This window comes from Erwinia sp. MYb375, from assembly GCF_037479175.1.
Classification (GTDB): Bacteria; Pseudomonadota; Gammaproteobacteria; order Enterobacterales; family Enterobacteriaceae; genus Erwinia; species Erwinia rhapontici.
Genome location: NZ_JBBGZS010000023.1, coordinates 1,522,622 through 1,535,156 on the forward strand (window position 1 = coordinate 1,522,622; position 12,535 = coordinate 1,535,156).

Genomic DNA, 12,535 nt, shown 5'->3' on the forward strand with positions numbered 1-12,535 from the left:
GTTAGCGGGTTGCAATCAGGATGCAGTTGGGTAATATAGATTCCTCTGTCGGCGCGTAGCGCAGCCTGGTAGCGCATCGTCATGGGGTGGCGAGGGTCGAGAGTTCAAATCTCTCCGTGCCGACCAAATTACTCCGATAGTCTAAGGGCTAACCGCAAGGTTAGCCCTTTTGCTTTATGCCGCATCCCTGACCGTAGTGGCCGATCTTTTGTTTCGATCGGCCAGCACAGCCGACCTTCCGTTTCGGTCAGTGGCGTGGGCTTAACCCTGGTGCACACCATCAGCACGATTCGAGCGTAAAACAGGTCCTCCCCCTGAAGGGTCTCTATAAATATTCATAGCTGACCATTCGGTTTCAGGTCTGAGGCCAGTTTGAGCACGCCGGAACGGCAAAACCCGCTCCCTGCGGGCCTCGGCACGCGACGTCCTGTCGCGTGACGTCCGGCTTACCTCAAACTGGCCCCATCCCCGCAAGAGAGTGCTCGCTGTGAGTGTTAAAACCGCCACAACATCACGGGCAGACCGGAAAAGAAGGTTACCCCCTACGAGAAATCATACTGTTGCCGTGTTTTTCAAACCCATGGCGGGCACCATATTATGGGAATTCTTCAGACTCCCCCATTGCACATGCAACACCCTATTTTTCCCTTTGTGCTTCTGGCATGACCAATTTCGCATAAAACCTAATAGCCTATTTGTTATCATACTTTTTAGAAAAACGCAGGGCCGGGCGAGTAACGCCTCTATAATATAGATAACAAGGATGTACACATGTCTGAAGCAAGAATAATAGCAAATAGAATCCTGGACGTATTGAGAGGAAGAAAAGAACAATCCGTTTATATTAGATACACCAATAAAATTGGTGAAGTCGCTTTGGATTTTTCAAACGATGTATCAGCGCTGTTATGGGGATATTTCGATGTTGATAATAGATATAGAAACCAGTTAGACATCATGAGATTAATGCACAGAGTAAAAAAAGGTGCTGATAACTCCGACTTATCAGCCATATTAAATAAAGTGTTAAGTGTGTTTTTAAAACAGATAAATAAAAACAAAGTAAATTCTACTATAGACAACATGGGAAAGTTGACAGGAAAGGTTTTTATAAATATGGCCCTGATAAATGATTTACCCTCGATTTTTACCAATAAATTTGTTGGTAAAATGAGTGTGAGTTTTTTAATGTCAACTCTCTTTTCAATAGGTGGTTCTGTATCGAGAGCAGTTTACGCTTCATAAAAGCTAAAACAGGTAAATTATGAAGTCAACACGACCCTAAGAAATGCAGGAGACCTTGACTTATTCTACTTTCTTGTTGATGCATATGCTGGGCCATTTATAGATGCAATGGCATTAAAACAAAAAAACCCGCCATTTGGGACGAGATTTTAATAATACTGTCAGAAAGTTTAATCAAAAAATAAAATCTATCTTTTATTAAACTTAAGGGTTGTTTTTATAGAAAATAAAAAACAACCCAATGCAAAAAATATAATAATAAGATGCCCGGTCACTTCACCATAGTTGAGAGGCGACAGACCACCAACAGAGTAAATATAAAAAAGGGTAGTAACAAAAGAGTAAATAGCAAAAATGATGAAACAAAAGATAAACACCGATAACACACAAAAAAAATAATATAACGATTTCATATTAAGCATTTCCATCCATTGAAATCCTGTTAATAGTGTGCAGATAAGGGCTAATTTCGCGAAAATCTACGTTAAGAGGATAACTGAATCCCTCCAGAATTAACAGACACCTCAGGAAATGGCCCTCCTTTTTGCCGCCCCTTTGTGCATAATCCGACCTTAGCCTTGTCGGGCAACGGCCAGCCAGCGATACCCGGAACCCTCAATCAAACATCCTTCACACTGTTTTTTACGCTCTTTTTTTCGTCGGTTCTCTGTCTTTTTCCGTCAGAAAACGTGGCGAAACTCTCAATCTTCATTACTGAAACAAAACTGTCACAGTAATATCATACGCTGTCGCTAGACTTTCATCGCACTGTCAGACAGGGATAACTCAATATGGCTATTATCAAAGCAAAGAACTTCAAAGATGCAGAAGAACTGCTTCATTCAGGTATCAGTAAAGTGGAACTGGCTTATGACATTGGTAGCGACGACTTCTTTCGTCTTGCCAGCCAGTGGTGCGACCGCGGCGCTAAAATCTCCAAAGGCCACGATCACTTTGTTGTCTCACTGAAAAGTTTCGCGATCCCCCCTAATCACTGATTAACGCCTTTAATTTTGATATCCAGCCACTAACCTGTTTAAATAAATCATCTTATTTTAACAGGTTAGCGGCTATGACTGCACTGCACCTCCCGTCTTACCCGCCTTTTATTTCGCACTGCACCCTGCAACCGCTGGCCGAGCATTCCGATATCCATCTGCTCGATGCGCACTACGATGCCGCGCATTTCACGGAATCCCTGTTTACCACGCTGACGATCCCTGCGCCTGAACACTTACAGCGGGCAGTCAAAAAGCGCCGTGCTGAATATCTGGCCAGCCGCTACTGCCTGCAACAGGCGCTGGCAAGCTGGGGTATTCCCTCGTTTTTGCTGCGTAACACCCCCGATCGCGCCCCCATCTGGCCACAAGGTATCAACGGGTCACTGTCGCACACCCACCAGCAGGTCTGCGCACTGTTGACGCGTCGTCAGGATCGGCTGCTCGGCGTTGACTGTGAACGTATTATGACGTCGCAGGTCGCCCATGAGACGCACCCCATGCTGATCACCGCAGCAGAGAAAGCACGCCTGGAACTGAGTGAGGTTCCCTTTACGACGGCGCTGACCGTGGCTTTTTCGCTAAAGGAGAGTCTGTATAAGGCGCTTTACCCGCGGGTGTTGCAGTTTATGGATTTCAGTGCAGCGGAAGTGATTCAGTGCAGTGCCGACTTACAGCACATCAGCCTGCGTCTGACGCAGACAATTTCCGGGGAGATGGTGGTCGGGAGAATTTTTGAGGGAAGAGCCATACTGCAACCCGATCGGGTGATCACCTGGATTATCGGGCCGCAGCAGCGCAGAGATTAACGGGATTCATCGTGATGACGCTGTTGCAGCGACGGCAGATCGTGTAGATCCACACCGTACAGTTCAACCATCGGCATCATTGCCTCAATCACCCGACAGCTGTCTAATGTTGCCATGCCAGAGGGTGCCTGAAAAAATCGCGTGAAGTGCAGCCAGATACCTTTCATCATTTATTCCTCTGTTAACCGCCTGTCGCATCAGGCTTCAAGTGAAGCTTTATTAAACCCGACTCCCCCCGCCAGACAAAATACCCATTTCGCACAGCCTTTGCCGATTCCTGGCAAACGTGGGTTAATCCCATTTCCCGACTGATATAAGCCAGATTTGTTGTTTTACAGCAGCGGACCCTCCTTCAATAATTGCCAGCATCTGATACCGTTCAAGGATGCATTATGGCTTACCGACTGAGCTTACTGGATAAAAGCCCCCTGGCTGAAGGCGAAACCGCGGCGGTTGCGCTGGCACGAACCCTGACCCTGGCGCAACGGGCGGAAGAACTGGGTTATCACCGCATCTGGCTGGCAGAACACCACAACACGGCCGCACTGGCCAGTCCGTCACCGGAAGTGCTGATCGCCTGGATCCTCGCCCACACGCGCCACATCCGCGTCGGTTCCGGTGGCGTGATGTTGCAGCACTACAGCCCGTATAAAGTCGCGGAAAACTTCAATTTGCTGGCATCACTGGCCCCTGGCCGCGTCGATTTAGGCGTGGGTAAAGCACCGGGCGGTTTGCCGCTGTCCACGAAAGCATTACAGCAGGGTGTAAACGCGGAAGAGAAAGGGGACTTTGCCAGCCAGCTGCGCGCGCTGGATCAGTGGCTGAGCGCCTCCCCTGCCCCTGAAGGTGAAGACCAGCTGCTGGCCACGCCGGTGCCACCGCGCCCGGCAACACGTTTTCTGCTGGGTGCCAGCGAAGCCAGCGCTCAGCTGGCCGCCGAGCTGAACTGGCAGTTCGTGTTTGCCGCCCACCTGAATGGCGACAAGCAGGAACTGGACCGCGCCCTGACCGCTTACCGCACACACAGCAAAGGACAATCCGCGCTGCTGGCTGTGCAGGCCATTGTTGCCGATAGCGAAGCCGAAGCCGATCTGCTGGCGGCCGATTTACAGCACTTCCGCGTGCATGTGGATAACGGCCAAAGCGTCACGGTCGGCAATCTGGCCCAGGCCGAAGCCTTTATTCGCCAGTCCGGCGCGAAACAGCACCGGATTGAACCGCGTGAATCCGCCGTACTGAAAGGCACCGCCGCACAGGTTCACGCCCATCTGGACGCACTGCATCAGCGTTTCGGGGTAGAAGAATTCATTATTGATACCCCGATCAGTGCAGGTGTTCCACGCCTGAAATCCCTGCAACTGCTGGCCACCCACCAGCTGGTTGCCGCATAAGGAGCCGGACCATGAGCCACTCTCTTGCACAGCAGCTCGTCGCCTGGCGCCGTGAACTGCACCAGTATCCTGAGCTGTCGAACGAGGAGTTTGCCACCACGGAACGCATCACCGGCTGGCTGAAAGAAGCTGACATTACCCTCCTGCCTTTTGATCTGGCGACAGGCGTCGTGGCCGAAGTCGGTCAGGGTGAGCCGCTGATCGCCCTGCGTGCTGATATCGATGCCCTGCCGATTGAAGAGATCGTCCCGGTCGAATTCCGCTCGCAGCATCAGGGCGTGATGCACGCCTGCGGTCACGATGTGCACACCTCGGTGATTCTGGGTGCCGCAAAACTGCTTAAGGCCCGTGAAAAGAGCCTGCCCGGCCGCGTTCGCCTGCTGTTTCAACCGGCAGAAGAACGCTTTGGTGGCGCGAAAACGCTAATCAAAGCGGGTGCTTTACAGGACGTGGCGGCGATTTTCGGTATGCATAACGCCCCGGAACTGCCGGTCGGCACGTTTGAGACACGCGGCGGCCCGTTCTACGCCAACGTGGATCGTTTTGACATCGACATTCACGGCAAAGGTGCCCATGCAGCCCGGCCGCAGGAAGGGGTGGATGCGATTGTGATCGCCAGCCAGATCGTCAGCGCCTTACAGACCCTGGTCAGTCGCAGTTACAGCCCGCTGGAGTCCGTGGTGGTCAGCGTCACGCGTATTGAGGGCGGTAATACCTGGAATGTGTTACCACAAAAAGTGGTGCTGGAAGGCACGGTACGGACCCATAACGCGGCGATCCGCAGCGAGCTGCCGCAGCGCCTGCGCACGCTTATTGCAGGCATCGCCAGTGGCTTTGGTGCACGTGCTGACCTCAACTGGCATGCCGGCCCGCCGGCATTAATTAATACCGAGTACTGGGCCGAGTTCAGCAAACAGGTGGCTGCCCGTCAGGGCTACGCAGTGCAACATGCCGAACTGCAAATGGGGGGCGAAGACTTTGCCTTCTACTTGCATAACACGCCGGGCACCTTCGTCAGCATCGGCAGCAACAGTGAATTTGGTCTGCATCATCCTGGTTTTAACCCGGATGAAGCCCTGCTGTATCCCGCCGCAGAATACTTCAGCCAGCTGGCTGAAGCGGCGCTGAAGGACATCGCTTAACGGGCTGAGAACGGCCCGATTCATCTGCATTTTCACCATAATAAGAGTCACTCATCATGAAAAAAACATCCGTATTACTGGGCCTGCTCAGCGCGTCTTTGTGGCTTGGCACCACAGCAAATGCAGAAACCGTCAAGATTAACGGGACCGGGATCAGCGTTGAGGCCAATGCCACGCCGGTGCACGCACCGGTCAATCCGGACGCCGTGAAACTGCTGCCGAAAGATCTTAAGCTGGCAGTGCCGGGCAAGTTTACCGTCGCCGTTGCGGCACTGAACTCACCGCCACTGACGCTGTTCTCCGATGACAATAAAACCCTGCAAGGCAGTGAAGTGGATATCGCCCGCCTGGTGGCAGACAGCCTGGGGCTGGAGCTGAACGTGGTACCGACCTCATGGGAGGACTGGCCGCTGGGCGTCAGTTCCGGTAAGTATGACGCCGCCATCACCAACGTGACGGTGACCAAAGCGCGTAAAGAGAAGTTTGATTTCGCCACCTACCGTAAAGACTCCCTCGGTTTCTACGTGAAGTCTGACAGTAAAATCACCTCACTGACCAAAGCCGAAGATATCGCCGGGTTGCGCATTATTGTCGGCTCCGGCACCAACCAGGAAGCGATCCTGCTGGCGTGGGATGCCGAAAATCAGAAGAAAGGTCTGAAACCGTTCACGCCTAACTATGTGAAGGATGATGCTGCGCAGACCCTGGCACTGCAGTCAGGCCGCGCCGATGCCTTTTTCGGCCCGAACGTGATTGGTGCATGGAAAGCCGCACTGACCGGAAAAACCAGGCTGGTGGGCAGCGTGGATGGCGGCTGGCCGAAAGCGGCCCATATCGCCGTAACGCTGAAGAAAGGCAACGGGCTGGTGAGCGCCGTTAACGCCGCGCTGAATGGCGTGATCAAAGGGGGCGAGTACGACAAGGTGCTGAACCGCTGGGGCGAAGGCATTGAACGTCTCGACCATTCTGAAATCAACCCGGAAGGCCTGGGCGACTAACGGAGGTCAGCATGAGCCATGAACAGTTCCGCCAGCTGTCGCCGGAGGCGCCTGAACTGGCGCCGATTATCGACGGATTATTTGGTGAGTACAGCGCACGTTACGGCGACTTCTTTGCACGCGATGCTGAAGTCGAACTGACCGAATGGTATTTGTCGCCCCGGGGGATGTTTGTGGTGCTGGAGCGCGACGGGGACATTATTGCGATGGGCGCTTACAAGGCACTCGATGCCGAAACAGCAGAATTGAAACGCATCTGGACGCGCAGTGACCTGCGCCGCCAGGGCCTGGCCCTGAAGGTGCTGGTGGAACTGGAACGCCGCGCCCTGCTGGCGGGTTATCGTCAGGTGTATCTGACCACCGGTTTTCGTCAGCCGGAGGCCGTGCGACTGTATCTGTCCCACGGTTATCAGCCGCAGTTTGATACTCGCCGTGACCCGGAAGAGTACAGCCTGCCACCGCATGATGGCCGCCTGCGCTTTACCAAGCCGTTGCACCAGAACGTCGATGCAGGAGCCGCCAATGAAACCCAGTGAAACCCTGCGCGTCGTGCCCGCACGCTACCCGCTGCGATTGGTGGGGGCGGTCATCGCGCTGTTTATTCTGGCCGTGGTGATCCAGTCCGTGGCGTTTAATCCACGCTGGGAGTGGTCAGTATTTGCTCAGTGGTTCTTTGCCCCGGCGATCCTGAGTGGTCTGGGCCAGACGCTGCTGCTGACGCTGATCGCCAGCCTGCTGAGTATCCTGCTGGGTGTGGGGCTTGCGCTGGCACGTCTCTCCCCTTCCTGGCTGCTCTCCGGGCTGGCGTTCGGTTATATCTGGCTGTTCCGCTCGCTACCGCTGATTGTGGTGCTGATTATTCTCTACAACTTCTCCTATCTGTACGACACGCTCTCACTGGGGATTCCGTTTACCCCGCTAACACTGATTGAGTATAAAACCATTGATGTGCTCGGGCAGTTCAGCACCGCGGTGATTGGGCTGACGCTGGTGCAGGCCGCCTATACCGCTGAGATTATTCGTGGCGGGATTTTAGGCGTGGATCAGGGGCAGTTTGAAGCCGCTGCCGCTCTTGGGTTACCGTCATCGCGCCGCACGCTGCGCATTATCCTGCCGCAGGCGCTGCGCTCCATTATTCCTACCGGCTTTAACGAAATCATCAGCCTCGCCAAAGGCACCGCGATGGTTTATGTGCTGGCGATGCCGGAGCTGTTTTACACCATCCAGATGGTTTACAACCGCACGCAGCAGGTGATCCCGCTGCTGATGGTGGCAGCCGTCTGGTATCTGCTGATCACCACGGTGTTATCGGTGTTCCAGCACTATGTGGAACGCTGGCTGGCCCGGGGTGCCACGCGTGAACCCGTTAGCCGACTCGCCTCTGCGCGTCTGCGCGCCGCCGTTACCCCTGTCAGGAGCTAATCATGTCTGAAGCTATCGATCTGCACAGCGATGCCACTCTCGGTCATATTTCGATTGCCGGGGTGAGTAAAAGTTATGGCCGTTTCAAGGCGCTGGACGATGTATCGCTGGAGCTGCCGCCGGGTTCCGTGACGGTGATCCTCGGCCCTTCCGGATCGGGAAAGTCCACCCTGCTGCGGGCAATCAATCACCTTGAGCGCGTGGATGAAGGTTTTATCCGTATTGATGGTGACTATATTGGCTATCAGCGTAAAGGCAATAAGCTGTATGAGCTGAAGGAAAAAGCGATCCTCAAGCAGCGTATCGGCGTGGGTTATGTGTTCCAGAATTTCAATCTGTTCCCCCACCTCACGGTGCTGGAAAACATTATTGAAGCGCCGCTGGCCCATAAGCAACTGTCACGCGCCGATGCCGAAGAGCGGGCTTTGCAGCTGCTCGACACGGTCGGGCTGCGCCATAAAGCCGATGCCTGGCCGCGCCATCTATCTGGCGGGCAGCAACAGCGAGTGGCGATTGCCCGCGCGCTGGCGCTGAATCCGAAGGTGATTCTGTTTGATGAGCCCACGTCGGCGCTGGACCCGGAGCTGGTCGGCGAGGTCCTCGATACCATTAAGCAGCTGGCGCGTTCCGGCACCACGCTGGTCGTGGTCACGCACGAGATCGGTTTCGCCCGCGAGGTGGCGGATAATGTGGTGTTTATGGTGGAAGGGAAAATTGTGGAGCAAGGCAGCGCCGGGCAGGTGTTGAACCAGCCGCAGCATCCGAGGACCCGTCGTTTTCTGGCGAAGGTGCTGTGATAAGTCAGTATCACCATAGGGTCGAGGTACGCCTCGACCTCATCGGCAACGGGCGAGGCATACCTCGCCCCTACGAAAATCTTTACCTGCCACGGGCGAGGCGTGCCTCGCCCCTACGAAAACCATTTCCTGTTACGGGCGAGGCGTGCCTCGCCCCTACAAATACCCTTGCCTGCCACGCCTCGCCCCTACACTAGTGTATCCGTCCTTTTCACGGCATCCAGCGTGGCCTGATCGCGTTCATCCCCCGTCAATTCACTCAGTATGCCGTCACGCATCTCCAGCAGGCGATCCGCATGCAGGAAATAATGGTCATCATGACTGATGGCAAACACCGTTTTCCCCAGTGACTGCAACCACGGCAGCAGCTCACGGTAGAAAATGCGGCGGAAGTGCGGGTCCTGATCGGCGGCCCACTCGTCAAGCAACAGGATATCGCGCTGCTCTGCCGTCGCCAGCAGCAGCGCAAGGCGCTTGGTCTGCCCCTTCGACAGCTTCAGGTTCAGCACACGGTTGCCTTCCAGCTTGATTTTATCCTGCATTTTCAGGCGTTCCAGCCAGTTATGCACCAGCGCCGGGTCAATCGCCTGCCCCTGATCATCAATCAGGCGGTCAAACAGATGCACATCGGTAAACACCGCCGAAAACAGGCGACGATAGCTCTCCATTGAGGACGCTTCCACCACCTGGCCATCCAGCAGAATTTCGCCAGACACCGGCTGATATAACCCGGTCAGCAGCATCGCCAGCGTGGATTTCCCACTGCCGTTACCGCCAATCAGGAACACCAGTTCGCCACGCTTAAGCGTCATGTTCACCGGGCCAACGTGGAAGCCGTTATCGCCGTAATGGAACATCAGATTGCGCAGTTCCAGCGTCTGCCAGTTTTTCGCCGCCGGAAGCTGCGGGAAATCAGCTTCATAGGGTGCCAGATTAAAGGTGTTCAGCTTGTCGAAGGCCACCTGGGCGGTCAGCAGCGTGGGCAGTGCCCCCACCGCTGAAAGCATCGGCGTGCGCAGGAACAGCAGGGTCAGCGAGTAGGTCGCCGCCACCGCGGTATCGGCCCAGCCAAGGCTGTTCGCCAGGTAAAATGCCAGCCCGATGGCGCCCAGCATCATAATATTCGACCAGTTCACCGCACTCAGATGGTAAGTATCGGCCCGCACAATATGGTGACGATAGGTCTTTGCATCTTCGCTGTAGACGTTTTCAAAGATCTGCTGCGCGCGCTGACGGTTCAGCGCCAGCTCTTTACGCCCTTCAATAATAATCTGGAAGTCGTGATACAGACGGTCTTCTGTGTCGCGCAGCACCGCCATATGTTGATAAACGCGTGCCACCAGCAGCCAGCCGCCGATAATCGTCACCGCCACCCACACGGAGGTCACCACCATCATTTTCGGTGACAGCCAGGCCAGATAGGCCGCAGAGCCGATCGTCAGGATGATCCCCTGGATCAGCTCCGGCAGACGCACAAAAGCAATGGTGATATTACGCACATCACTGGTCAGGCTGGCCAACAGCTGAGCGTTACCAATCTGCTCAATGCGCTCAACCCGCGTGTCGAGAATACGTTTGATAAATTCGCCGCGCAGACGATAGACGAAATGGTGGCCCAGCATGGTCAGCGCCAGCTGTGAACCCAGCGTAACCGCCATCAACAGCAGCAGCAGTCCGAGAAACTGCGGTAACACCATCACAGAGGAATTAAGGGTGACGATCAGTTCGCGGTTAATGAAAGCAATCAGTCCAATCCCCAGCGCGGCGCTAAGAAGGCTAAGCACGATCACCAGAATAAACGGCCAGCGATACTGCTTATAAACAACGTGAAGCAACTCCATGAATACGTCCCGGCAGGTAAAAAGCAGCTTGCAGTTTAATGAGAAGCAAGACGAGATCAATAATAATTCTCATTCGGGAACGTTTACCCGCGGGTTAGCGGGCGCGGCGAAAGGTCAGGTTAAAGCGAAAAGGCCCGGTGAGCGGATGGATGCCGGGCTTGAGGGGCAGAATACCGTGGTAACGCAGACGTGATGGCCCGCCCCAGACCACCACATCCCCCTGCTCCAGCAGCACGCGCTGGCAGGCGTCAGCGCGATCAAAACCACCAAATAAAAAGACCGCTGGCAGCCCCAGCGAAACGGACACAATCGGCTGACGCAGATCGCGTTCATCTTTGTCCTGATGCAGGGTGAGCTTTGCCCCCGGTTCGTAGCGATTGATCAGACAGGCATCGGGGGAAAAACCGCTAAACCCGGCTTCAGCGGCGCAGGTCACGGCCAGCTCCCGGAAGGAAGCGGGCATCGCGGGCCAGCGCTGGCCGCTGACGTCGTCCTGGGCGCTGTACTGGTAACCGCGTGAATCCGTAGACCAGCCCAGATCGCCGCAGTTGGTCATCGCTACTGACATCTTATGCCCGCCGGGCGTGATGCGATGTTCAAAAGGATTCTGCGCAGCAATCTGGTTCACCTGTGCCATCAGCTCTGCGGCACTGTCCCGAACGCGGCGGCGCAGGATCACTGCGCCGTCCATCAAGGGTTCCTGCCAGGGGGCATCATCAGCAAACAGATCGAGCATCGGAACTCCTTCGCGTATCAGCGTGAAGAGGATGGCGGGATAAAGGCCGCAAACTGCGGTGACATCCAGTGAGTGAAATGATCACCCTCTTTGAAAATCAGATAGACCGCCAGCTTATCACGCAATGCCAGCGCTTTGGCCTTCTCGGTACCCAGCACCATCAGCCCGGTATCCCAGCCATCAGCTTCCAGCGCCGTGGTGGCAATCACCGTGGCAGAGACCAGCTTATGCTGAATGGGGCGACCCGTGGAGGGATCAATCACGTGTGAGATGCGTTTTCCATCCAGCTCATAATAGTTGCGATAGCTACCGGAGGTGCTGATACCGTGCCCCTGAAGGTCGACAATCGCCTGAACGGCGTTCTCCTGATCGGTCGGTTTCTGGATCGCCACCTGCCACGCATTGCCCTGGGCATTTTTGCCGCGCGTCAGCACCGCGCCGCCCACCGATACCAGATAGTGGTTAATCCCCTGCTGCTCCATCAGCCGCGCCAGGTGGTCGGTGGCAAAACCTTCACCAACGGTGGAAAGATCAACATACAGCTCAGGCAGGTCTTTCTGCAGCCAGGATTGCCCGGCGCGGTTGATCACCTGTAAATGTTCCAGCCCGGTCAGCGCACGGGCAGCATCAATCTGCGGCGCTGTCGGCGTCTTCAGCGGCTGTTTATCCGGCCCAAAACCCCACAGGTTAACCAGCGGACCCAGTGTGATATCCATCGCCCCTGAGGTCTGCTGCCCGATGCGTAACGACAGCGTGATAATATCGGCCATGTTGTTACTGATGGGCTGCGGCACACTGCCGCGATACTGGTTAAAACGTGACAAAACCGAATCACTTTTCCACGTGGAAAGTTCGTGGTCATCGTTATCCAGCTGCTGCTGTATCGCTTTTTGCAGGGCGTCACGACGTTCTGGTGCCACACCCGCCAGGCTCACCCTCCAGAATGTTCCCATTGTTTTACCTTCGAGCACCATCCCTTCAGATCCCGCTGATGGCTTAGGATTGTCACAGGACGCCAGCAAGTAAACCACCATCAAACCTAAAAAAAACCGCCATTTACTCTTCATATCAACCTGTAACCTTGATTAAAAACTGGTCCGAACCGCGCTTTACCGCAGGGAAAACTCGGACTCGATGCCTTGATCTTACCGTCATT

General features: G+C 54.9%; 11 protein-coding genes, 1 tRNA gene and 1 pseudogene. 10 read left to right on the plus strand and 3 right to left on the minus strand.

The annotated features are described in order from the left end of the window. Positions 1-49: 49 nt before the first annotated feature. The 10 genes and pseudogenes from WH279_RS19905 to WH279_RS19950 all read left to right on the plus strand — a co-directional run bounded on the left by WH279_RS19905 (position 50) and on the right by WH279_RS19950 (position 8,802). Positions 50-126, plus strand: a tRNA-Pro gene (locus WH279_RS19905). A 645-nt stretch (positions 127-771) separates the two neighbouring features. Further along, a complete protein-coding gene (locus tag WH279_RS19910) occupies positions 772-1,245 on the plus strand; it encodes a hypothetical protein (RefSeq protein ID WP_339458148.1) in 474 nt (157 codons plus the stop codon). 791 nt (positions 1,246-2,036) lie between these two features. Further along, complete coding sequence (locus WH279_RS19915; RefSeq protein ID WP_133841443.1) at positions 2,037-2,243, plus strand: hypothetical protein; 207 nt, start codon at positions 2,037-2,039, stop codon at positions 2,241-2,243. Positions 2,244-2,317: 74 nt separating this feature from the next. Next, a complete protein-coding gene (locus WH279_RS19920) occupies positions 2,318-3,052 on the plus strand; it encodes a 4'-phosphopantetheinyl transferase family protein (RefSeq protein ID WP_339458149.1) in 735 nt (244 codons plus the stop codon). 392 nt (positions 3,053-3,444) lie between these two features. Beyond that, complete coding sequence (locus WH279_RS19925) at positions 3,445-4,443, plus strand: LLM class flavin-dependent oxidoreductase (RefSeq protein ID WP_133841441.1); 999 nt, start codon at positions 3,445-3,447, stop codon at positions 4,441-4,443. 11 nt (positions 4,444-4,454) lie between these two features. Then, positions 4,455-5,585, plus strand: coding sequence for a M20 peptidase aminoacylase family protein (locus tag WH279_RS19930; RefSeq protein ID WP_159336297.1), 1,131 nt, complete (start codon positions 4,455-4,457; stop codon positions 5,583-5,585). Positions 5,586-5,629: 44 nt separating this feature from the next. Beyond that, positions 5,630-6,583, plus strand: a pseudogene (locus WH279_RS19935) (ABC transporter substrate-binding protein); the annotation flags it as partial. Positions 6,584-6,594: 11 nt separating this feature from the next. Then, positions 6,595-7,119 carry a GNAT family N-acetyltransferase gene (locus tag WH279_RS19940; protein WP_171149107.1) on the plus strand — a complete coding sequence of 175 codons (525 nt, stop codon included), beginning with the start codon at positions 6,595-6,597 and terminating at the stop codon, positions 7,117-7,119. Then, on the plus strand, positions 7,106-8,005 hold the full coding sequence (locus WH279_RS19945) for an amino acid ABC transporter permease (protein ID WP_167863602.1): 900 nt from the start codon (positions 7,106-7,108) through the stop codon (positions 8,003-8,005). Before WH279_RS19940 ends, WH279_RS19945 begins: the two co-directional genes overlap by 14 nt. Positions 8,006-8,007: 2 nt before the next feature. Continuing rightward, complete coding sequence (locus WH279_RS19950; protein ID WP_133841436.1) at positions 8,008-8,802, plus strand: amino acid ABC transporter ATP-binding protein; 795 nt, start codon at positions 8,008-8,010, stop codon at positions 8,800-8,802. 188 nt (positions 8,803-8,990) lie between these two features. Here WH279_RS19950 and WH279_RS19955 read toward each other — a convergent pair whose 3' ends face one another. From WH279_RS19955 to apbE, 3 genes are all read right to left on the minus strand, one after another. Continuing rightward, positions 8,991-10,643: a multidrug ABC transporter permease/ATP-binding protein gene (locus tag WH279_RS19955; protein WP_339458150.1), complete on the minus strand. Its 1,653-nt coding sequence runs from the start codon at positions 10,641-10,643 to the stop codon at positions 8,991-8,993. Between the two features lie 94 nt (positions 10,644-10,737). After that, the gene (gene alkB, locus WH279_RS19960; protein WP_200644028.1) at positions 10,738-11,379 is read right to left on the minus strand and encodes a DNA oxidative demethylase AlkB; all 642 of its coding nucleotides are present in this window, start codon (positions 11,377-11,379) and stop codon (positions 10,738-10,740) included. Between the two features lie 17 nt (positions 11,380-11,396). Then, positions 11,397-12,446 (minus strand): FAD:protein FMN transferase ApbE, encoded by a 1,050-nt coding sequence (apbE, locus tag WH279_RS19965; RefSeq protein ID WP_339458151.1) that lies wholly within the window; start codon positions 12,444-12,446, stop codon positions 11,397-11,399. Positions 12,447-12,535: the final 89 nt, after the last annotated feature.